The organism is Nitrospira sp. (assembly GCA_035968315.1).
Lineage (GTDB): Bacteria > Nitrospirota > Nitrospiria > Nitrospirales > Nitrospiraceae > Nitrospira_D.
In genome coordinates this window covers 493707-514615 of the sequence record JAVYIN010000005.1, presented here as the reverse complement: position 1 = coordinate 514615, position 20909 = coordinate 493707, and the positions used below count along the sequence as shown (strand labels likewise).

The 20909-nt window shown below is 59.8% G+C and carries 20 protein-coding genes; 14 read left to right on the top strand and 6 right to left on the bottom strand.

The features are described 5' to 3' along the window. Positions 1 to 188: 188 nt before the first annotated feature. The 3 genes from RI101_05990 to RI101_05980 form a co-directional block, all read right to left on the bottom strand. Positions 189 to 1634, bottom strand: a complete 1446-nt coding sequence (locus RI101_05990) for a class II fumarate hydratase (protein ID MEC4889595.1) — start codon at positions 1632 to 1634, stop codon at positions 189 to 191. 169 nt (positions 1635 to 1803) lie between these two features. Further along, complete coding sequence (locus RI101_05985; GenBank protein ID MEC4889594.1) at positions 1804 to 2253, bottom strand: Hsp20/alpha crystallin family protein; 450 nt, start codon at positions 2251 to 2253, stop codon at positions 1804 to 1806. 123 nt (positions 2254 to 2376) lie between these two features. After that, positions 2377 to 3510, bottom strand: a complete 1134-nt coding sequence (locus RI101_05980; protein MEC4889593.1) for a citrate synthase — start codon at positions 3508 to 3510, stop codon at positions 2377 to 2379. A 158-nt stretch (positions 3511 to 3668) separates the two neighbouring features. On the opposite strand from RI101_05980, the gene RI101_05975 reads away from it, so the two are divergent. Then, positions 3669 to 4058, top strand: a complete 390-nt coding sequence (locus RI101_05975; protein ID MEC4889592.1) for a hypothetical protein — start codon at positions 3669 to 3671, stop codon at positions 4056 to 4058. Here RI101_05975 and RI101_05970 read toward each other — a convergent pair whose 3' ends face one another. Continuing rightward, the gene (locus RI101_05970) at positions 4059 to 4427 is read right to left on the bottom strand and encodes a hypothetical protein (GenBank protein MEC4889591.1); all 369 of its coding nucleotides are present in this window, start codon (positions 4425 to 4427) and stop codon (positions 4059 to 4061) included. It abuts the gene before it with no gap. 103 nt (positions 4428 to 4530) lie between these two features. Here RI101_05970 and arsC point away from each other — a divergent pair, with 103 nt between their 5' ends. Next, positions 4531 to 4881 (top strand): arsenate reductase (glutaredoxin), encoded by a 351-nt coding sequence (gene arsC, locus RI101_05965; GenBank protein ID MEC4889590.1) that lies wholly within the window; start codon positions 4531 to 4533, stop codon positions 4879 to 4881. A 39-nt stretch (positions 4882 to 4920) separates the two neighbouring features. On the opposite strand, the gene rnd is transcribed toward arsC, so the two are convergent. Continuing rightward, a complete protein-coding gene (gene rnd, locus RI101_05960; GenBank protein ID MEC4889589.1) occupies positions 4921 to 6099 on the bottom strand; it encodes a ribonuclease D in 1179 nt (392 codons plus the stop codon). A 14-nt stretch (positions 6100 to 6113) separates the two neighbouring features. Next, on the bottom strand, positions 6114 to 6743 hold the full coding sequence (locus tag RI101_05955) for a J domain-containing protein (GenBank protein ID MEC4889588.1): 630 nt from the start codon (positions 6741 to 6743) through the stop codon (positions 6114 to 6116). Between the two features lie 235 nt (positions 6744 to 6978). Between RI101_05955 and RI101_05950 the strand changes: the two genes are divergently transcribed. From RI101_05950 to gspN, 12 genes are all read left to right on the top strand, one after another. After that, positions 6979 to 7182, top strand: coding sequence for a hypothetical protein (locus RI101_05950; GenBank protein MEC4889587.1), 204 nt, complete (start codon positions 6979 to 6981; stop codon positions 7180 to 7182). A 163-nt stretch (positions 7183 to 7345) separates the two neighbouring features. After that, the gene (locus tag RI101_05945) at positions 7346 to 11035 is read left to right on the top strand and encodes an aldo/keto reductase (GenBank protein ID MEC4889586.1); all 3690 of its coding nucleotides are present in this window, start codon (positions 7346 to 7348) and stop codon (positions 11033 to 11035) included. A gap of 41 nt (positions 11036 to 11076) precedes the next feature. Further along, positions 11077 to 11649 (top strand): OmpA family protein, encoded by a 573-nt coding sequence (locus RI101_05940; protein ID MEC4889585.1) that lies wholly within the window; start codon positions 11077 to 11079, stop codon positions 11647 to 11649. 145 nt (positions 11650 to 11794) lie between these two features. Beyond that, positions 11795 to 13348 carry a Ppx/GppA phosphatase family protein gene (locus tag RI101_05935; protein MEC4889584.1) on the top strand — a complete coding sequence of 518 codons (1554 nt, stop codon included), beginning with the start codon at positions 11795 to 11797 and terminating at the stop codon, positions 13346 to 13348. A 189-nt stretch (positions 13349 to 13537) separates the two neighbouring features. After that, positions 13538 to 14419 (top strand): hypothetical protein, encoded by an 882-nt coding sequence (locus tag RI101_05930; GenBank protein ID MEC4889583.1) that lies wholly within the window; start codon positions 13538 to 13540, stop codon positions 14417 to 14419. A gap of 280 nt (positions 14420 to 14699) precedes the next feature. Next, a complete protein-coding gene (gene gspE / locus RI101_05925; protein MEC4889582.1) occupies positions 14700 to 16448 on the top strand; it encodes a type II secretion system ATPase GspE in 1749 nt (582 codons plus the stop codon). Between the two features lie 2 nt (positions 16449 to 16450). Beyond that, positions 16451 to 17689: a type II secretion system inner membrane protein GspF gene (gene gspF, locus RI101_05920; protein MEC4889581.1), complete on the top strand. Its 1239-nt coding sequence runs from the start codon at positions 16451 to 16453 to the stop codon at positions 17687 to 17689. Positions 17690 to 17775: 86 nt separating this feature from the next. Then, complete coding sequence (gene gspG / locus RI101_05915; GenBank protein MEC4889580.1) at positions 17776 to 18267, top strand: type II secretion system major pseudopilin GspG; 492 nt, start codon at positions 17776 to 17778, stop codon at positions 18265 to 18267. Between the two features lie 156 nt (positions 18268 to 18423). Then, the gene (locus tag RI101_05910; protein MEC4889579.1) at positions 18424 to 18960 is read left to right on the top strand and encodes a hypothetical protein; all 537 of its coding nucleotides are present in this window, start codon (positions 18424 to 18426) and stop codon (positions 18958 to 18960) included. 24 nt (positions 18961 to 18984) lie between these two features. Continuing rightward, positions 18985 to 19410 carry a prepilin-type N-terminal cleavage/methylation domain-containing protein gene (locus RI101_05905; protein ID MEC4889578.1) on the top strand — a complete coding sequence of 142 codons (426 nt, stop codon included), beginning with the start codon at positions 18985 to 18987 and terminating at the stop codon, positions 19408 to 19410. Then, positions 19385 to 20005, top strand: a complete 621-nt coding sequence (locus RI101_05900; protein ID MEC4889577.1) for a type II secretion system protein GspJ — start codon at positions 19385 to 19387, stop codon at positions 20003 to 20005. Before RI101_05905 ends, RI101_05900 begins: the two co-directional genes overlap by 26 nt. After that, on the top strand, positions 19981 to 20895 hold the full coding sequence (gene gspN / locus RI101_05895) for a type II secretion system protein GspN (GenBank protein ID MEC4889576.1): 915 nt from the start codon (positions 19981 to 19983) through the stop codon (positions 20893 to 20895). The genes RI101_05900 and gspN overlap by 25 nt, the downstream gene beginning before the upstream one ends. Positions 20896 to 20909: the final 14 nt, after the last annotated feature.

Here is a 20909-nt window from a genome sequence, read left to right as displayed (position 1 = left end):
TGTCAGGCTATGACACCGCCGATTGAACTGATCTCAGAGGAGTCGCAAGAAAATTAGGAGAGACTCAGCGGATGCTGTGACGTGTTTACCCGGGAAGAATGTAGCCAGTGGAGGGCCGTGCTGGTCTATTCCTGATAGCACAGCCCTCCGGGGATGTAGATCTCTTCGATATGACGTATCGTGGCCCCTTAGCCACCCGCGCTGCCAACCGGTCCGCCGGGCATGGTCATGCGCCAGGGATCGAGCAGTTCAGTGAGGCGTTTATCGGACAGCACTTTTTGCTCCTTCGCCACTTCACGCACGGTCTTGCCGGACTTATAGGCATCCTTCGCCAATTTGGCGGCGGCCTCATAGCCGATCTCCGGCGCCAGGGCGGTGCACATGGCCAGGCTTTCCTCGATCAGGCTCTTGCAACGTTCCTCGTTAGCCTTGATGCCCTCGACGCACTTCGCCGCAAAGTTATTGGACACCGTCGCCAGCAACTCGATCGATTGGAGCAGGTTGTAGGCCATGACCGGCAGCATGACGATCAATTCGAAGTTGGCGGCCTGTCCGCCGACAGTCACGGTCACATCGTTGCCGATCACCTGCGCGCAGACCATCGTCACGGATTCGGCAATCACGGGATTCACCTTTCCCGGCATAATGGAGGAACCGGGCTGCGTCTCCGGCAGATTGATTTCTCCCAGTCCGCAGCGCGGGCCTGAGCCGAGCCAGCGAATGTCGTTGGCGATCTTCATGAGGCTCACGGCAATCGTCCGCAACTCCCCGCTCGCCTCGACCAGAGAATCCTGGGCCGACTGGGCCTCGAAGTGATTCTTGGCCTCCTTGAAGGTGCAGCCGGTTTCCTTGGAAATAATCGCCATGACTTTGGAGGCAAACTTGGGATGGCAATTCAACCCGGTGCCGACGGCGGTGCCGCCGAGCGCCACTTCGCTCAGGGCTTCCTGAGCGCGCTTCACCCGTTGAATACCCAGCTCAATCTGGCGGGCATACCCGCCAAACTCTTGCCCCAACCGCACCGGTGTCGCATCCTGCAAATGGGTGCGGCCGATTTTCACGATCTTGTCGAACTCTTTGGCCTTGCGATCCAGGGCCTTGTGCAGGCGGGTCAGTGCCGGCAGAAGTTCCCGCTGCATCATTTCCCCGGCGGCGATATGAATGGCCGTGGGAATGACATCATTGCTCGACTGCCCCAGGTTCACATGGTCGTTCGGGTGCACCAGCTTGCTGCCCCGCAAGCCGCCCAACAGTTCGGTAGCCCGGTTGGAAATGACTTCGTTGGTGTTCATGTTCGTGGAAGTGCCGGAGCCGGTCTGGAAAATATCGACCGGAAATTCGGCGTCGAGCTTGCCTTCCACCACTTCGGTCGCCGCCTGCTTGATCGCGTCGGCCGGTTTCTTGTCGAGAAGTCCCAGCGAATGGTTGACGGAGGCCGCCGCCCGCTTGATGAGCCCCATGGCCCGAATCACGGAACGCGGCATGCGCAACGAACTGATCGGAAAGTTTTCGATGGCCCGGGCGGTCTGCACCCCATAATAGGCATCGGAAGGGACGGCCAATTCGCCCATGGTATCGCGTTCGATGCGGGTGCCGGTGGCAGCCGAGGGGGTCACTCCTGACGACTTCTTCATAACCTGGTCTCCTCGCTAAATAGACGTGTGGACAAACGGAGGGCGCATCTTAAACGGTTGCCGGCTGGAAGCTCAAGAGTCCAGGGGGGAAGATTGCGGAGACTGATCCGCAGAAAACGAAAGGCCCGCCGGAGCGGGCCTTTCCTCAGACCACTGGTATCGGAACGGCTTACCCGACTTTCACTTCGATCGCGCGCGGCTTAGCCTTCTCGGATTTCGGAATATGCAGGTTCAGCATTCCCTCTTTGAATTCGGCCTTCACCCCGCTCTCGTTGACCTGATCCGGCAGTGAGAAGCTGCGGACGAACGTCCCGTACGACCGTTCGATCCGGTGATATTTCGTGGTCTTCTCTTCTTTTTCCTGACGGCGCTGTCCCTGGATGGTCAGGACGCCGTCTTCCAGCGTTACTTTCACGTCGTCCTTTTTCACTTCAGGCAATTCCGCCTTAATCACGTACTCACCCTCTGTTTCACTGATATCCACCGTCGGCACCCAGTCGGCCACCGTCAGCGTTTCCTTCCCGTTCGTCCGCAGCGCAGGCCGGGCAAACATGCGATTCAACCGGTCCGACATATCTTCCAGTTCACGAAACGGATCCCAGCGCATAAGAGCACTCATGGCACACCTCCTGAACTATGACGATGTTTAAATGGTTCGCGTCGGCGCCGCGCCTGTTGTTCTGTCTGGTCGAAAGATAATTTCGCACGGTAAAGAGTCAAGGGGGTGTCTGATGATCAGTCGCTAGCGTTGCGCTAGAGGCACATAGGGGCGGTTGTGTTCCCCTGAATAAATCTGATCGGGACGGAATAATTTGTTCTCGCGGAGCTGCTCCAGCCAGTGCGCCAGCCAACCGGACACGCGCGCCATCGCAAAGAGCGGGGTAAAGAGATCTACGTCGATCCCCATCTTGTCGTAGATGATGCCGGAGTAGAAATCGACGTTCGGATAAATTCCTTTCCCGTTGAGCGCCTCTCCCGCCGCACGCTCCACTTCCAGCGCCGTAGCATAAAGGGGCGACGGGCCGCACTCTTGAAACAGCCGCTCGCAGAGTCGTTGCAACACGGTGGCTCGGGGATCTTTCACTTTATACACCCGATGGCCGAAGCCCATGAGTTTTCGCTTGCCTCTCAGCTGTTCCTCCACATAAGGGCGCGCGCGGTCAGGGCTGCCGATCTCCCTGAGCATCTGAACGACTTCTTCGTTGGCGCCTCCATGCAGAGGCCCCTTCAAAGCGCCGATCGACGAGGCCACAACCGTATAGGGATCGGCGAGCGTGGACGCCGTGACAAGGCCGGTGAAGGTTGACGCGTTCATCGTGTGCTCGGCATGCAGGATCAGGCAGTCATCGAAGAAATCTTTCCAGAGCGGATGGGGCCTGTGCTCCGTGAGCATAAAGAGAAAGTTTTCGGAGAACTCCAAATCGTCCTGCGGCGGGATCGGATCATCGCCGTGGCGCAGTCTCGCCCAGGCGGCCACAATAGTGGGCAGCTTGGCGATCAGCCGCACGGCGGACCAATAATTATTTTGCCCATCCTTGACCTGCCGTCCGGGATAAAACATGCCGAGCGCGGCAACGGCCGCTTGCAGCGCATCCATTGGATGACCGTGTTCCGGAAGACATTTCAACAGATCAACGATGCGGAACTTGATGCGGCGATGATGGGAGATATCGTTCGTCCATTGCGCCAGTTGCGAGGCGCTCGGCAACTGACCGAACAGGAGAAGATAGGACGTCTCCAGAAAGGAGGATTGCGCGCAGAGCGTCTCGACACGGATGCCGCGATATTCCAGCACCCCCTGCTGGCCGTCCACATCGCTGATCGAAGAGGTGGCGGCAGGGACCCCCGCCAAGCCCGGCATGAAATCGTGTGGCATGCGGCAACCTCCCTGAGGTGATCGGCCAGAATCGATTCATGACGAGTGTATCATGAACGCGTAGTCGGGGATCAGCCGTCCTTGAATTGCCCCCGGTCGATTGGCATACTGTTTTCTCCGGTTGGTTGTTTCCGGAGTGCGGGAAGGGAATCCATACCATGCGCACGTCGATACTCTTGCTGGGATGCTTGCTGATCGGATGGGGAAGCGTGAAGACGACCATGGTCCTGGCCGAGGACGAGCAACTGGCCTATGCCGTCGTCAGCGAGACCCCCAAAGATAAGGCCAAAGTGCCAGCGAAAATCGCGATCGACGGAACCGTCTCGGACCTGAAGCTGCTGGCCTCAGAGACGATTCTCAGCAACCCCATCTGGAAGAAATTGGAAATTTGCCACGCCCTGAAACTGGACGGGCGGCGAGCCGGAGACGGGTTTCATGTGAGCTCGGTGCGGGCGATCGACGCCTCGCTCCTGCCCATGATTCTGCAAGGCTTTGCCGGGGATTGCCTGCTGAAAAAAGCGCTGGAAGTCGCGCCGCTGGTGGACTGATTATCCGCGGCACTCGTGGCAATGGGCCGGTTCGACCTCTGCATCGCGTTCTTCGGCAGTGAGCGGAAACAGCATCTCGCATTGGCCGCAGGGCCGGATTTCAAAATAGGCCACGCCTTTGTCGTCGATTTCCGTGGGGAGCAAGAGTTCAATCGGATCGTATCCGACCACCGCTCCATCGGAAAACTTCACCAGCGCGATGCGGTCGTTAAAGACTTCGAAGGTCGCCTCCTGCCCTTTCCGTGCCAGGAGATGGCCCAGCACGAATACCGGCTGTCCCTTCCGCTTCGTACGAAGTTCGCGCAAGGTATGTTGCGTGGAGGTCGCGCAGGAGAATTGGCCCGACGAACTGGTTCCAACAAGTGGCATAGCGTTCACACAAGCGCCCGGTGAATGACAATGGCTGTGAGGTCTAGCACAGCCGGAAAAATGGCGTCAAGACAGACGCCGCAGACTCAACAAAGGAGCGATCATGTCCGACATCACGATTTACCAGAAACCAACCTGTACCACCTGCCGCCAGACGGTTCAATTGGTCCGTGACAGCGGCGCGGACTTCACGGCCATCAATTATTATGAACAGCCATTTACCAAAACCGTGCTCAAGGGACTGCTGAAAAAAGCAGGCCTCTCGCCCAAAGACGTCCTCCGCACGAAGGAAGACATCTACAAGGAGCTGGGCTTGGCGAAGAAGAATCTCAGCGACGAGGAATTGATCGATCTGATGGTGCAATATCCCGACCTGATTCAACGGCCGATCGTGGTGAAGGGGGACACGGCCATCCTGGCCAGGCCGGCGGAGACCGTCAAATCACTCCTCTGACCGCCGCCCGCGAGGGCCCCAAGGGATTGGCTTGCCTGGCTATGACCAGGCGAGCTTCCCCGAGGCGGGATCGATCTTGACCGCCACCTCCCCGTTCAACACCTGGAGCAACAGATTTCCGAGCAACACCCGCCGCCACCCGCGCAAGACCGGCAAGTCCGGCGTGGCTCCCTGCGCCCGCGCATCGACCAGGGCCTGCAGATCGGACGTGGTCGCCAGGAGTGTCGGGGCAATTTCATGACTGGCGGCCTGTGCCTTCATGACCGCCTGAAGGAGTTCCACCATGCCGGTCGATTCCGGCTCGACCTTCCGCTCCTTCGGCACATCCGGCCATGCCGAAGCCGGAAGGGCCAGGGCTGCTTGCATCGTGGCGAGCAGCGTCTCCCCGTGCCGATCGACTTCTCCGCCATGCAGCCCGCGTACGGCACGCAGCTCGTCGAGCGAGCGCGGGGGGTGCCGGGCAAGCTGCAAGAGCACTTCGTCGCGCATGACACGGCCGCGCGGCACATTCCTGCGCCGGGCTTCGCTCTCACGCCAGGCCGCCAGTTCACGGAGCAGCGCAGCCGATTTGGGCTTGAGACTGTCCCATCCGCGAATACGCTGATACCGTTCCTGCGGTTCACGGCGGGTGTCGCCGACGGCGGTTTCCAGCCGGGAAAATTCCTCATCGGCCCATTCCAGCCGGCCGAGTTTATGGAGACGCGCCCGCAAATGGTCGTGAATCGCGAGCAGAAACTCGACATCTTCCAGCGCGTAGGCCAGCTGATCGGGCGTGAGCGGCCTGGCGCTCCAATTGGTGAAGGTATGCGCCTTCGCGAGTTTTTTCCCATGCACCCGCAAGACCAGATTGGCATAGGCGACCTGCGCGCCATACCCGACCATGGCGGCCGCGATCTGCGTATCGAAAAACGGCTTGGGAATCGCCCCGGCATGGGTCGCAAAGAGATCCAAGTCCTGCCGCCCGGCGTGGACGACCTTTTCAACCTGCGGATTGCGGACGATGTCCCAAAATGGCGCCAAGGCATGTGAATCCTGCAGCGCGGGAAAATCGATGATGGCCGAATGGTTTTCCGTGGCCACCTGGATCAGCTCAAGCCGGGGAATGAAGCTGTCTTCGCCGACAAACTCCGTATCCAGGGCGAGGCGGGATGCCGGAGCCAGCTGGTCGCATAACCGCTCCAGCTCGTCCGTTGTCTTGATATATTTCGTTGAATGCACGGCACTCCTGTTGATTATTCAGTCGGGTTATAAGACGCGTCCGCCTGCCGTGGCGGCTCCACATTGCTGAGACTCAAATATTCCTTCAGAAACTGATAGGCCTCCAGCATCCGCCGCAAGGCCGGCTCGGAACTCCGGTCCCCGTTATTGGCATCCGGATGCAGCTGCTTGGCCTTCTGCCGGAAGGCCGCCGTCACATCGGCCAAGGAGCTGCCGAATTCCACCCCCATGACGGCATACGCATCCATCGCGTTATTGATGCCGCTGGAACCTTGCGAGAGATCGCCGCTGCCGCTCGCGGCTTTCAGCATGTCGGCGAGGCTGACTTTTTTGCGGCGGCGGCGCGGCCGTTCGCGAATCTCGCTATCGAACTCGTCCCAGCGGTCCTCGACAAATTCCAGCCGGGATTCTAATCGCATGGCCCCGGAGAGATCCCGGACGATGCCGAGCTCCTCCTCGATTTCCAGCAACGACTTGATGACTTCCTCCAGCCCTTCTTCCACACGGAAAAAACTATCCACCCGTTCTTCCATCATCGTATCGACGGCGATCTCCAGGCTGTCTTCGGTCTTGGTGCGCAGCGAATCGATCCGCTTGCGCATGCCGCCCTGGAACTTGATGAATTTGCTTTGTGAAAAAGGCATGGTGTGCCGAGCCGCCGGCCCACGCATCTTAGCATAGCGCGATCGGACGGGATAAGTAGGTTGCGATCATGGGAACCGTATGCCAGGAAACCAGCCGCACAAGCAGTGCGGGAGAGGTCCCCCCCTCTTGTTGTCAATGAATTGACAGTTGACAATCGAAAGAATTTTGTCTACCGTACACGGCTAATTTGCCCGGCGTTGACGGGCACACAATCTAAACCTTTAAGGGGGATCTATGAAGAGCATGTTGATGGCAATCATGGCAGTGGCAGTGGCAATCAGCTTCACCGCACCGTCCTTCGCCGAAGAGAAGAAGAAGGAAGAGAAGAAGGGCGGCCACGTGGTGGTGTTCGGCGAAGAGAAGAAGAAGGAAGAGAAGAAGGGCGGCCACGTCGTGTTTGCCGAAGAGAAGAAGAAGGAAGAGAAGAAGGGTCACTAATCCGAAAACACCCTCGAGGTGTTTTCAGTGCGTGCCTCTGGTTTTTCGAAAGGCCTGCGATCTTCGGATCGCGGGCCTTTTTGTTGTGTGCCCCTACGAACCGTCTTTTGGCGCTCAGTCAAGCCGTTGACCCGTTCTCCCAGGCGATGGTACGGTCCACGCCATGAAGACACCAGGATCCAATCGACAGCCCAACCGCCTCGCACAAGAAACCAGTCCCTACCTCTTGCAACATGCCTATAACCCAGTCGACTGGTATCCCTGGGGCGAGGAGGCCCTGAAGGCGGCCAAGGCAACCCACAAGCCTATTCTCCTCTCGATCGGCTACTCCTCCTGCCATTGGTGCCATGTGATGGAGCGGGAATCGTTCGAAAACGAGACGATTGCCGCGCTGATGAACGCCAGCTTCATCTGCATCAAAGTCGACCGCGAAGAACGGCCCGATCTGGACGAAATTTACATGGCTGCCACCGTGGCGATGAATCACGGCCAGGGCGGCTGGCCGATGACGGTGTTCCTGACCCCCGATCAAGAGCCCTTCTTTGCCGGCACGTACTTCCCGCCGGAAGATCGCTGGGGCCGCCCCGGTTTCCCCACGCTGCTCAAGAAGATTGCCGACTATTGGACACAAGACGCAGCCGGTGTGCGCTCACAGGCCAGGACGATGACGGAGCGCCTGAAGGGCGAAGGCCGTATCCCCTCCCCCATCTCAGTCAGCGAATCCGCACTGGAAGATGCGGTCACGCAATTCAAAGAGGATTTCGACCAGACCTTCGGCGGATTCGGCGGCGCGCCGAAATTCCCGCCGGCGGCCGGACTCTCGTTGCTGCTCCGCTGTCATCGACGAACCGGCGATGCGCAGACGCTGGCGATGGTCACCAAAACCCTCGACATGATGGCAGCGGGCGGCATCTACGATCACCTCGGCGGCGGCTTTGCGCGCTACTCAACCGACGCCCGTTGGCTGGTTCCGCACTTCGAGAAAATGCTCTACGACAATGCGCTCCTGGCCCGCGTGTACGTCGAGGCCTATCAGGTGACGAAACACGCAACCTATCGCCAGGTGGCGTGCGACATCCTCGACTATGTACTGAGAGAGATGACCGGTCCCTCTGGCGGTTTTTATTCGGCGACCGACGCGGACTCCGAAGGGGTCGAAGGAAAATTCTTTGTCTGGACACCGGCCGAGGTGCTGGCCGCTGTGGGGAACGAGGAGGACGCCAGGCGGTGGTGCGCGTTGTACGACATCACCGAGGCAGGCAATTGGGAGCACCGCAGCATCCCCCATCGCTTGCGCCCGCTCTCCGAGGTGGCCAAGGACACCGGCTTGACTGAAGACGACTTGCTGAACACCGCGGCCCGCGTGAAGCCATTGCTCTATCGGGCACGGCAGCTCCGCATTCCCCCCGCACTCGACGACAAAGTCATTACTGCCTGGAACGGGATGATGCTGTCGGCCATGGCCGAGGCCGCCCGTGTCTTTCACGAGCCGCGCTATCGTGAGGCCGCTCAACGCACCGCCGACTTCCTGCTGGCGACCCATGCGCGAGAGGACGGACGACTGTTGCGCACGTCACGGGCCGGGCGCGCGCATCTCGATGCCTATCTCGAAGACTACGCCTATTTGGCCGAAGGATTGATCGATCTCTACGAAGCCGGCGCCTCCGAACGCTATCTGCAGACTGCCGCACAATTCGCAGCGCACATGGTGACAGACTTTCTGGATCCCGACCAGGGCGGGTTTTTCACCACGGCCAAGGGGCACGAGGCCCTCATCCTCCGCAGCCGCGAAGGAGCCGATGGCGCCACACCGAGCGGCAATGCCGTCGCCGCCTCCGCGCTCGCGCGGCTGGCCGGTCATTTCGACCGGCAGGATTGGCGTGACGCCGCAATCGGCGCCGTGCGCGCCTATGGGCGGCAGATCACCCGCTATCCCCGCGCCTTTGCCAAAAGCCTGGCCGTCGTCGATTTCTTGACGGAAGGCCCCCTCGAATTGGCCCTGGTGGGAGACGAACAGCAGGCAGAGTTCCAGGCGTTGCAACGGGCGGTCGCGGACGAATATCTGCCGAATCGGATCCTGGCGATGACTGGGCCGAATGCCACCTCCACCCTTCCCTTGTTACAAGGCAAAACCCTGGTAGCGGGTCAACCGGCTTTGTATGTGTGCCGAAATTTCAGTTGCCAGCAGCCTCTCACCAACGCTCAGGCTGTGGCCGGCAGGCTGCGTGCGAATCGGCCACAAACCCAGGCCTCACAGAGCACCACACACCATATCCTGCGTGGCACACCGTTGTCCGGCCACGCGACCGTGCAGGGCACAGCGGCCTATGCCGCCCGCATGGTCGGGCTTTCACCATCCGGTTCATTGGCGCATGGGTTCACCTCCCTCGGATCGACCGGGCTGACGATCTCGCGCCTGGGCTTCGGCACCTATCGGGTGGATACGAGAACCGCGGAACACCGCGACGCGTTGAAGAAGGCCCTCGCTGGCGGCTGCAATCTCATCGACACCTCGACCAACTACATGGACGGCGAGAGCGAGCGCCTCGTAGGCTCCGTGCTGGCCGAACTGGTGAAAGCCGGACGGATCTCGCGCGAGGAAGTCGTGATCATCTCCAAAATCGGCTACGTGCAGGGAGACAACTTGAAGCTGGCCGAAGCTCGGGAACGGTCCGGCCGTGCCTACCCGGAAATGGTCAAATACGGCGACGGCATCTGGCACTGCCTGCATCCCGAGTTTCTCGCGGATCAACTGGCTTTGTCCCTGGATCGCTTGGGTCTGGCGACGCTAGACGTCTGTCTCCTCCACAATCCTGAATACTTCTTATCGGAGGCGGCGCATCGCGGCGAGCGGAATCTTGCCCACCTACGGGACGCCTTTTACGAGCGGTTACAGCGAGCCTTTGGCTATTTTGAGGCCCAGGTCCAAGCCAGGCGCCTTGCCTACTATGGGGTCTCGTCCAATACCGTCACGTCCGCTCCGGATGAGCCGGACGCCACCTCGCTCGATCGCATGCTCCAGGCGGCACAGGCCGCAGCGCAGCAAGCGGGCCACGCCACTCACCATTTCAGAGTCTTGCAATGTCCCATGAATCTCTTCGAGTCCGGCGCCGCCCTCGTGGCAAACACCGGCGCACACAACGGCCAGACCGTGCTGGACGCCGCACAGCAGAGGAACCTGGCCGTGCTAGTGAATCGCCCCTTGAATGCCATGCCGGCCGGACGGGGCGGCTTGCTCCGTCTGGCCGATTTGCCGCTTGAAGATCAGCCGGTGGATTTCCCCGCGCAGCGTCAACGCGTCGCGGAATTGGAAGAGGAATATCGCCGGGTGATTGCTCCATCGGTCCAACAGAGCGGCCAAGGCATGGTGCCGTCGGAGTTCTTCAATTGGGCACACGAACTCGAACGGATTCATCCGCAGATTCAAGGGTTGGAGCATTGGGAACAGATCGAACATCAGATGATCGCGCCGCATGTGAACCAGGTCCTCCAAGCCCTGTCACGCCATCTGTCCGGGACCATGGCCGAGCAATGGGAAGCCTGGCGCGATCGATACGTGCCCGAGCTGCTGACGCTGCTGCGCGGGCTGCGCCGGGAAGCGACCGAGCGCAGCCGGCATCGAACCGCCCTGGTCACCGGCACACTCGATCCGCTCCTGCCGGCCGAATGCCGCGCCGAATCGCTGTCGCGCAAAGCCCTCTGGGTCCTGGCCAGCACGCCGGGCGTGACGGCGGTGTTGAACGGAATGCGGACTCCGGCCTATGTCGAGGATTCACTGGCGGTATTGCACTGGCCATTGCTGTCACCCATGACAGCTGTTTACAAAAGTCTCAAAGCTATCGCCTTTCCGTAACAATTGCAGTAGGCTGGGGACATCAAGCCAGGAGGTCCTCTATGCGAGCCCCCTCACACCTGATCATCTTGGGACTGCTTTCGCTCATCGCCGCCCTCGGAACGCAGGGATGCGCCACGCAATCCGGCACATCCGGCATGGAAGCCCGTGTGCCGGACGAGGAACGGATTGTGGATCCGGGGATTCGCGATCTGACCCCGAACGATTTCGCGACGCCGGCGTCACGCACAAGTCCGATGATGCGCGCGGAACTCACCGCCCGCAATGCGACCGGAGCGGCCCAAAGCTCCATTCTGGACGTGCTCTTCGATTTTGACCGCGCCACGCTGCGATCCGACGCGTTACCGGTCTTGGAAGCCAACGCCCAACGGTTGAAAGACGAGGGCGCCAAGCGCATTCTCCTCGAAGGACGGGGAGATGAAATCGGCACCGCCGCCTACAACCTGGTGTTAGGCGAGCGGCGCGCGAAGAGCGTGGAAGGATACCTTCATCAACTCGGGTTGCAGGTTGAATTGCGCACGGCCAGTTATGGCAAAGACCGCCCGCTCTGCTTCGATCACAGCCAAGCCTGCTGGCAAAAAAACCGGAGCGTTCATTTCGTCGTGAAAGAGTAACGGCGCAGCAGGCAGTGCGTCTCCTCATCGGCATCCGTCCCTCTATTCGTATCTTGCTGGCGGCTCATCGGCTGCATTGACAAGACAATGCCCCTTCGCTAAGGTCCGAGCCGCGCCTCTCCTCCTGACTCGGAGCCGCTAGTGCATGGCCAAACTCGCCGTCATCGACATCGGGACCAACTCCATTCATATGGTGCTGGCCGAGATCCTTCCGGACGCCAGTTATAAAATTCTCGACCGTTTCAAGGATATGACCCGGTTGGGCAACGGAGCCTTTACAGCCGGACGGCTCTCCGATGAAGCCGTGGGACGCGGGTTAGGCGTGCTCAAGACCCTTGTGACGCTGGCCCGCAATAAAGGGGTTGAGCGGATCGTGGCGGTGGCCACCAGCGCGGTGCGCGAGGCGAAAAACGGAGGCGATTTCGTCGATCTTGTTGAAGAGCAGACCGGGATCAAAATCCGGGTCATCAGCGGAACTGAGGAAGCCAGGCTGATCTTTCTCGGCGTGAAACACAGCATGGCGCTGTCCGAGCGCCCGACGATGGTTATCGATGTCGGCGGCGGATCCGTGGAACTCATCGTCGGCAGCGGCCGCGGATTGCAGCAGGCGAAGAGCATCAAGCTGGGAGCCATCAGGCTATCCGAGCAGTACCTGAAAAAAACACCGCCGACAGCGGTGATGCTGAACAACCTGGAAGAGAACATCACCGCGTCGCTGCAAGCGGTCCTCGGCGAGTTCAAAGTGGCACGCTATGAGGCCGTCGTCGCGACATCCGGAATGGCCGGCAACCTGGCCGAAATCATTCATCTCCATCGCACAGGCCGGCCGCTTCCTCAATTGAATCTGGCCACCGTCAGCCTGAAAGAAGTGCGCGCCATGGAGGCTCAACTCAGCCGGTCCTCGATCAAGGCTCGTCTGGCCATTCCCGGTCTTGATCCGAAACGTGTCGATACACTCCTTCCCGCCATCATGGTATTGCGCCGCGTCCTGGAGCTATCCGGCGCTGTTGAGATGACCCTCTGCGACAAGGCCATTCGGGAAGGCCTTATCTATGATTATATCGACCGCCATCGCGACGGCCTGAAAGCGGAACGGGACATACCCGACGTGCGCCGCCGCAATGTGATGGGGCTGGCCCGGCGCTGCCGCGCGCCGGAAATTCACTCCCGGCATGTGGCAGATCTGGCTCTGCGGCTGTTCGATCAGACAACGCCTCTTCATGGGCTGGGTGAACCGGACCGCCAGTGGCTGGAGTACGCCGCGCTGCTGCACGACATTGGCTACCTCATCAATCCCCGGCAGCACCATAAACATGCCTACTACCTGATCAAGCATAGCGACCTCGGCGGCTTGACGGCGGACGAGATCGACGTTGTGGCCAATGTGGCCCGCTATCATCGCCGGGCCTTGCCGACCATCAAGCATGAAGGGTTTCATGCGCTCACTCCGAAGCTGAGGCGCACCGTCCGCATGCTGGCCGCGTTGCTCCGCGTGGCCGACGCGCTCGACCGCACCCACTTCTCAGTCGTTCAGTCAGTGACGGTAAAAATCGGCCAAGCCCTCACAATCGCAGTCACCGTGAGCGGCGATGCGGAAATGGAACTGTGGACGGCAAACCAGCGGACAGACCTCATGGAGCAGGTCTTTCGGCGGCGCGTCCAGTTTATCGAAGTGGCCGGGAAGACAGAGAAGGAATGACTCTGTCCCGCTATAGCCAGCCGCTCCACAGGCTTATGGTAGAGCCGGTCACCTTCACCCCTCTCTCGCATGCAGAACGTATGAGCAGAGGTTGAATTCTTTTTCGTAACTTCTCAAGAATATTGCCTCATGCCCTATAACGGGTTAGTATAATCCCGAACCTCATGCTGTACGGCGATAAATAATTCTATGGGATTTGAAGCGAGTCATTCTCTGCGCCGCGTTGTGTTGGCGATGTACCTGTCGGTGGGGTTGTTTCTTGTCGCCCATTCGATCAATGCCTTTGTCGCAGAGTCACTCTATCTGCCGGCCACCACCGTGCCGGGCTCGGCTGCCGGAGGCGCTGCCGCATCAGTCTCTGTCCCTTCGTATCAACAAGCGATCGATCACATTCGGTCGAGCGGGCTGTTTGTCCTTCCCCCATCCGTAATGGGCATAGACACGGGAAATGTGAGTGTGCCGGCTCGCGCGTCATTGGGCGTCGCGGCCAAGCTGCGATTGATCGGCGTCGTCGTCGGCGACCAGCAGGGCACCTTTGCCATTGTCGAGGAGCTGACAAGCAAACGGCACATGCTCTATCGATTGCATGCGCAGATTCCGGATGTCGGCGAAGTGAGTGAGATTCGCCGCGACGGCATCGTAGTGCGCAGCGGTGAGCTTCAAGAGCTGCTGGAGCTGGCGACAACCGATAAACCGGCCTCCACTGCGCCAGTTGCCGGTGCGGCACCGCCTCCTCCTGCGTCCGGAGCTCCATTGCGGAAAGTGATCGACCGGCGGGAAGTCGAGCAGGCCATGGCCGATCTCCCCAAGCTCCTCTCGCAAGCCCGCGCGGTTCCCTACCTCGTCAATGGAGCACCCAGCGGGTATCGGATGGACTATATTGCGCCGGCCAGTTTCTATGAAAAGATCGGCATCCAATACGGCGATGTGCTGCAGCGGGTCAACGGAGTTGATGTGCGCGACCCCTCCACCATGCTCAGCCTCTTTCAACAGCTGAAGAATGAACGGACAGTCAAGGTGGATATGGTGCGGAATAACCAGCGGGTGACGGTCACCTACGATTTACGATAAGCGAGCCATCTCCGTTTGATCGATAGTGCTCTGTCAACCACCTGATATGGCATCTTCCGCCATTCGTATTATCCCTCAGGCAAAGATTCGCCGATCACGTCATCCACAGGAGCCGGCGATCTCTGCTCATTTTCTTGCTACGTAGAGGGCATGCAGAGTATGTTTGATCTAGTTATGCTTATTTTTCTATAAGTTAAGCGTCATTCAGCCAGCAGGGCATGCCACACAAGTGACTTGTTCCAATGTCGGATTTCATCATCACGTCGAACAGCATTAGATTATGCAAGAAGTCGTGAGCGACGAAGAGCAACCGGTACGATTCGGCAGACCGCTTCTCGGCAGAATCCTCGGCCAGAAGTTCAATCTGCTCGACTCCAAACTGAATGAGGCGCTGGCCTATCAGCGTGAGAAGGGCGGCCGCCTCGGCGAAGCCCTCCTGCATTTGCGCATGTTGCGTGAAGAAGAGCTGCTGGAGGCGCTGGCCGAGCAATTTGAACTGCCGTGGGTGCCTCGGCTGGATACCGCACAAATCGATCATGACCTGATTAAACGCGTGCCGATCGGATTCGCGCGGCGCTATCGTGTCCTGCCGCTCAGGCAGGAACATGGCGCCATCGTCGTGGCGACGACCGATCCGCTTGAAACAGTCGCGGTGGACGATCTTCGCCTCCTCCTGGGCATGCCGGTCCGGCCTGTCCTGACGACCGGAGTCGCCCTCTTGGCCTGTCTCAATCGTGTCTACGATGAGGCGGCCAGCCCTGCCGGCGCCGAACAAGTCATGGAAGATATTGCGGCCACGGAAAATCTCGATCAGCTGGCCCATGAACTCGATGAACCGCAGGATTTGCTCGATGCCACGGATGAAGCGCCGATCATCCGCCTGGTTAATTCCGTGCTCTTCCAAGCGGTCCGCCAGCGCGCCAGCGACATCCACTTCGAGTCCTTCGAGCGCGGGCTGGTGGTGCGATACCGCATCGACGGGGTGCTCTATCCCGTGCTCACGCCGCCGAAACGGCTCCAAGCGAGCATCGTCGCCAGAATCAAGATCATGGCCGGGCTGAATATTGCGGAAAAACGCTTGCCACAGGACGGGCGCTTCGCCATTCGCACGGCCGGCAAAGACGTGGACCTCCGCGTGTCGGTCCTCCCCACCTCGCACGGCGAGCGCGTCGTGCTCCGGCTCCTGGAGAAAGAAAACCGCCTGCTCAATTTGACGGAGATGGGATTTTCGGCCGACCGGCTCGCGGCCATCCAGCAAATGATTCAGCTTGCCCACGGAATTATTCTGGTGACCGGCCCCACCGGCAGCGGGAAGACTACGACCCTGTATGCCGCCTTGAGTCAGATCAACTCGCCGGACAAAAACATCATCACGGTCGAAGATCCCGTCGAGTATCAGCTCCTCGGCATCGGCCAGATGCAGGTGAATCCGAAGATCAATCTCTCCTTTGCCGCGGGACTGCGGTCGATTCTTCGCCAGGACCCCGATGTCATCATGATCGGAGAAATCCGCGATCGCGAGACGGCGGAAATCGCCATCCATGCGTCGCTGACAGGCCACTTGGTCTTTTCAACCTTGCACACGAACGACGCGGCCAGCGCCGCGACCCGGTTGATCGACATGGGGATCGAGCCGTTCCTCGTGGCCTCATCCGTCGTGGCCGTGCTCGCACAACGCTTGCTCCGGCATATCTGTCCCGACTGTAAACGCCCCTACAAAGCCAGCCTCGATGAACTGGCCAGGCTCGGCCTGGACGCCAAAACACCGATGACCTTTTATCGAGGCGCGGGCTGCCCGGCCTGCTCGCAAACCGGCTATCGAGGACGAACCGGCATCTATGAACTCCTGGTGCTCGACGACGAGATTCGCCGGCTGATCGGGACGAAAGCCGACGCCGCGGTGATCAAGCAGGCCGCCGTGGCCAAAGGCATGATCACCCTGAAGCAAGAAGGCGCCGCCAAAGTGGCCCAAGGCATCACCACGATGGAAGAGGTGATGCGAATTACCCAGCAGGAGATCGAACTCTAGCCATGCCGGTCTATCAATACCGGGGATATCGGAGCGATGGCGGTTCGGCCGCTGGCATTATCGATGCCGAAAGCGTCAAGGTCGCCCGCCTGAAGCTGCGCAAGGACGGCGTATTTCCGACCGACGTGGTGGAACAAAACCAAACCGGCGGCCGCCACATCACACGGGATCATGTGTCAGCCGAGAGTCCGCGTGGCCATGCCGCCGTGCTCTCCGCGACAGATTTGGCCATGCTGACCAGGCAGTTTGCCACCCTGCTCGTCGCCGGCCTTCCCCTCGTGGATGCATTGGGCGTTCTGATCGATCAGATGGAAAAGAAACAGGCCAAAGCGCTGCTGGCCGATGTGCGCGAGCAAGTGCGCGGCGGCAAAGCGCTCAGCCATGCGCTGGGATTCTACGAGAAGGATTTTTCGCCCATCTACGTGCACATGGTGCGGGCCGGCGAGGCAAGCGGCGCGCTGGACCAGATTCTCTTCCGGCTTGCGGAGTTTTTAGAGAAGCAACAGGCCCTCAGAAACAAGGTGACCAACGCCATTCTCTATCCGGCCCTCATGCTGATCGTCGGAGTCGGCGTGCTGTTTTTCCTCATGACCTTTGTCGTGCCGAAAATCACCGCGGTCTTTACCAGCATGAAGCAGGCGCTCCCCTTCCCGACTGTCGTGCTCATGTCGATCAGCCACTTCTGCTCCACCTACTGGCCAGTCATGGTACTGGCAGTACTTGGCGGCGGGCTGATGATTCGCCGGTATATTCAGACCGAATCGGGACACGTCATGGCGGACCGCCTGCTCTTGCGCATCCCGTTGATCGGCGAGGTCGCCCGCATGGTATCGATTTCACGGCTCACGGGAACCTTGGCGACAATGCTCTCGAGCGGAGTCCAGCTGCTCGAAGCGCTGGATGTATCCAAGCGCGTCATGAACAACCGTATCCTGGAAGAAGCCGTCGAAGGAGCCAGGCAGAACATTCGGGAAGGCGAGACGATCGCCGACCCGCTGAAGCGCAGCGGCCAATTCCCATCCCTGGTCACACACATGATCGCCGTCGGCGAGCGCAGCGGCGAAATGGAAGAAATGCTGCGGCGGATCGGCCAAATCTATGACGGAGAAGTCGAGCGAGTCATTACCCGGTTTACCGCGCTGCTGGAGCCGATCATGATTCTCGTCATGGGCGTGATCGTTTTTTTCATCGTGGTCGCCATTCTGTTGCCCATCTTCGAAATGGGCCAGATGGTGCGGTAAACCGTGACGCGTGATCGGTGATGGGGGGATGAGTTTGAAAGGGAGGCTTACGCATGAGTGACCGTCAGGAGTGGAGAAGCAAACCAATGACACGCAGAGGAAGAACACCATGGCAGATCCTTGCCTCGCGCCTCCTGCCTCGCGCCAGCGGGGGATCTGCCGGCTTCACCTTTATCGAAATCATGGTGGTGGTGGCCATTCTCGCCATTCTCGCGGCCCTGGTCGTTCCCCGGATCATGGGCCGTACCGATGATGCCAAGCGGACGGCGGCCAAAGTGCAAATCCGAAATATCGAGGGCGCGCTCCAACTCTACAAGCTGGACAACGGAATCTATCCCTCCAGCGAACAAGGGCTCAAGGCGTTGATCGAGAAACCCTCGGTCGGTGTGGTCCCCAAGAAATGGAAAGTTGGCGGCTATCTGCCGAAGCTTCCGGAAGATCCCTGGGGAAATTCCTATAAGTATGTCAGCCCCAGCCCGAAGGGCGACTATGAAATCACCTCCCTTGGCACAGACGGCGAAGTGGGCGGCGAAGGCGTGAATGCCGACATCACCAACTGGAATCTGGATAAGGATTAGATGTTAGGCATGAGGCATGAGGCACGGGGCACGGGGCAGAAGGTTCTTGCCCATTTATATAGAGTCGGAGGGACAACATCTTCACCCCTCGCCTCTTGCCCCTCGCCCCGTGCCTTGAGCACAGCGGGGTTTACCCTGCTGGAAATAATGCTCGTCATGTTTTTGCTCGTGGCCGTGCTGGGCATCGTCATCCCGCAGGTGAATCTGGGTGACAATCTGACCACCACCGGACGGAAGCTGATCGGAGCCCTGCGTGCGCTCCAGGGGATTGCGATGAGCACCCAAAAACCGGTGAAGCTCTATATGGACATCGATCGCAATACCTATTGGGCCATGACGCTGGAGGGGAAAGAGGAAAAGCTCTTGCTGGATGCCTCTTGGGCGGCGCCCCGCTCGCTTCCGGACAGCGTCCGTTTTACCGATATCGCCGCCGGCCCTGTCAAGCGCCAATCCGGGCGTATCGATCTCATGCTGTATCCGAATGGCCGGATCGACCCGGCGATTCTCCATCTGACCGATACGGGGAATAACATTCTTGGCATTGCCGTCGAATCGACGACCGGCGCGATCCGCACCAGCGACGAACGGATCGAGCCCCAACGGCTGCACAACATTCCCGATCGGGTGAAAGCCCTCCTCACGCCGGCCACCACGGTTGCCGCCGGAGGACGATTAGGAACGGCCAGGCCCTGACCCCATGACGGTATGGAATTGAAAATGGCCTCACGAGATCCGAAAGACGACCGCGGGTTCAGCCTCCTGGAGGTGTTGCTGGCCATGGCCATTCTGGCCATTGCCTTGCCGGTCTTGCTGGGGCTTAGAAATTTCGATCTCGATTTGCAGGCCCGTTCGGCGGAACTCACGGCGGCCACCCTCCTGGCCCAGGAAAAGCTGCTGGAAACGGAACTCTCCCACGCCTTCCCCATCGGTGAAACCACCGGCGATTTTCAGGCCCCGCCGCCCGGAGTGCCCGCAACCGCTGAACTGGCGAATCGGGCAAGCGGGTATCGATGGAAACGGAGCATTATGCCAACGCCCCTGGAACTGATTCGGGAAGTGCGCATTCAAATTACCTGGCCCCGCGGCCAGAATGAAGAAACCCTTGAAGTGAGCACCTATGTCTTTGCCGGCCTTACGTTTTAAAGATGACGCCGGGTTCACGCTGATCGAGGCGCTACTGGCCGTCGCGCTCTTGGCGACGATCGGGGCGATCGTGTTTGGATCGTTGGTCACCACGACACAAGTCGTCGATGCCGGACGCGCCGCCGCAACCAAGGAACAATCGATCCGGCGAATCCTCCGTCTGATGGCGGAAGAACTCTCGATCGGCGTGCAGGAAACCACCTATCCCTGGTCTGGTATGAACGGAACACACAATGGCCAGCCGGCCGATACCCTGGCCTTCGTGACGCTCAGCGACGGACTCGGAATCCAGGCGGGACAAGAAACCGACCGGCTGCGCGTGATCTATACCAGAGAAGGGGACCGGCTCATCCGGTTTGTCCGGCGCAATCTCTATGGCCTGACCGAGGAATCGCTCGAACAGGTGGACCTGGCCAACAATGTCGCCGGATTCAACATCCGGTACTACAGCGGACAAAGCCGCACCTGGACCGATGAATGGCCGGCGGCCGGTCCGATGCCGGCGGCCATCCTCGTGGAAGTGACATTCCAGGAACCAGGAACAGGAGCCGAACCCTACATGATCCGTGAATGGATCACCGTGGGTGTCTCATGATGGTCTGGCCGGGAAAGAATCTTGCGGCCTGGAAAGAACCCTTGCTCTGGATCGGCGGAGGGCTGGTAACGTTTGTGCTCTGTCTCGGACTCACCTTCCCCTACAGCGCGCTGCAAACCCGGCTCATCGGAGAATTGCGCCGGGCCACCGGTGTCGACGTGCAGGCCGCACAGTGGTCGATCGGATTTCCCTTGGCCTTGGAGTGGCGCCAGATCACGGTCTCAAAACCCGAGTGGCCGCCCATTCAGATGGGAACCGTGCGCGCGCAAGTGAGCGTGCTCAAAGCCCTGACCGGCGGCCTCATGCTTGATCTCGCCGCGCAGATCGCACCGCACTCGCCCGCGCAAGGGACCATGACATCGACGGTCACCGCATCCTCCTGGGCCTTCACCGGCCCATTGGAGATGAGCGGAAAAATGAAGCAGGTGGATTTGGCCAAGCTGGCTCAGCCCTATATCAGCCGCGGAACCCTCTCCGGCGAATTCAAACATCGGCTGGAGAACCTGCCGACGCCTTCGTCATCCTCGTTTGGGGAAGGCACCTGGAAAATAGAGGCCACCGACCTCCTGCTCGATCAGATTCCGATGGGATACGGCCGCACCTTTTCCCTGGCCCTCAATGCCGTATCGATTGGGCTCGCCTGCCGGGAGCAACTCTGCACCGTGACGGAACTCAAAGGCGAGGGCCTCGATGGATCCTTGTCCGGGGAGGGCACGATCACGATCCAGCTGCCGATCCGGCAGAGTCAGCTGGCCTTGTCGCTGACCATCGTGCCAGGGCCTGGATTTGCAGCCAAGGCAGGCCCTCTCGGCATTCCACCCCTTCCCCCGGGAACGCCGTTTACGTTTAAAGTGCGGGGAACATTGGCACAAGCCAGGCTGGCATTGTAGAGTAGGCAAAGGTA

What these genes read in the sequence shown, in the direction of transcription:
- RI101_05955 (MEC4889588.1), bottom strand. Translation starts at nt 6,743, where the DNA reads ATGCCTTTTTCACAAAGCAAATTCATCAAGTTCCAGGGCGGCATGCGC.
- RI101_05990 (MEC4889595.1), bottom strand. Translation starts at nt 1,634, where the DNA reads ATGAAGAAGTCGTCAGGAGTGACCCCCTCGGCTGCCACCGGCACCCGC.
- RI101_05905 (MEC4889578.1), top strand. Translation starts at nt 18,985, where the DNA reads ATGGCCTCACGAGATCCGAAAGACGACCGCGGGTTCAGCCTCCTGGAG.
- RI101_05985 (MEC4889594.1), bottom strand. Translation starts at nt 2,253, where the DNA reads ATGAGTGCTCTTATGCGCTGGGATCCGTTTCGTGAACTGGAAGATATG.
- RI101_05935 (MEC4889584.1), top strand. Translation starts at nt 11,795, where the DNA reads ATGGCCAAACTCGCCGTCATCGACATCGGGACCAACTCCATTCATATG.
- RI101_05980 (MEC4889593.1), bottom strand. Translation starts at nt 3,510, where the DNA reads ATGCCACACGATTTCATGCCGGGCTTGGCGGGGGTCCCTGCCGCCACC.
- RI101_05930 (MEC4889583.1), top strand. Translation starts at nt 13,538, where the DNA reads ATGGGATTTGAAGCGAGTCATTCTCTGCGCCGCGTTGTGTTGGCGATG.
- RI101_05900 (MEC4889577.1), top strand. Translation starts at nt 19,385, where the DNA reads ATGTCTTTGCCGGCCTTACGTTTTAAAGATGACGCCGGGTTCACGCTG.
- RI101_05940 (MEC4889585.1), top strand. Translation starts at nt 11,077, where the DNA reads ATGCGAGCCCCCTCACACCTGATCATCTTGGGACTGCTTTCGCTCATC.
- arsC (MEC4889590.1), top strand. Translation starts at nt 4,531, where the DNA reads ATGTCCGACATCACGATTTACCAGAAACCAACCTGTACCACCTGCCGC.
- gspG (MEC4889580.1), top strand. Translation starts at nt 17,776, where the DNA reads ATGACACGCAGAGGAAGAACACCATGGCAGATCCTTGCCTCGCGCCTC.
- RI101_05950 (MEC4889587.1), top strand. Translation starts at nt 6,979, where the DNA reads ATGAAGAGCATGTTGATGGCAATCATGGCAGTGGCAGTGGCAATCAGC.
- gspF (MEC4889581.1), top strand. Translation starts at nt 16,451, where the DNA reads ATGCCGGTCTATCAATACCGGGGATATCGGAGCGATGGCGGTTCGGCC.
- RI101_05975 (MEC4889592.1), top strand. Translation starts at nt 3,669, where the DNA reads ATGCGCACGTCGATACTCTTGCTGGGATGCTTGCTGATCGGATGGGGA.
- gspN (MEC4889576.1), top strand. Translation starts at nt 19,981, where the DNA reads ATGGATCACCGTGGGTGTCTCATGATGGTCTGGCCGGGAAAGAATCTT.
- gspE (MEC4889582.1), top strand. Translation starts at nt 14,700, where the DNA reads ATGCAAGAAGTCGTGAGCGACGAAGAGCAACCGGTACGATTCGGCAGA.
- RI101_05945 (MEC4889586.1), top strand. Translation starts at nt 7,346, where the DNA reads ATGAAGACACCAGGATCCAATCGACAGCCCAACCGCCTCGCACAAGAA.
- RI101_05970 (MEC4889591.1), bottom strand. Translation starts at nt 4,427, where the DNA reads ATGCCACTTGTTGGAACCAGTTCGTCGGGCCAATTCTCCTGCGCGACC.
- RI101_05910 (MEC4889579.1), top strand. Translation starts at nt 18,424, where the DNA reads ATGTTTTTGCTCGTGGCCGTGCTGGGCATCGTCATCCCGCAGGTGAAT.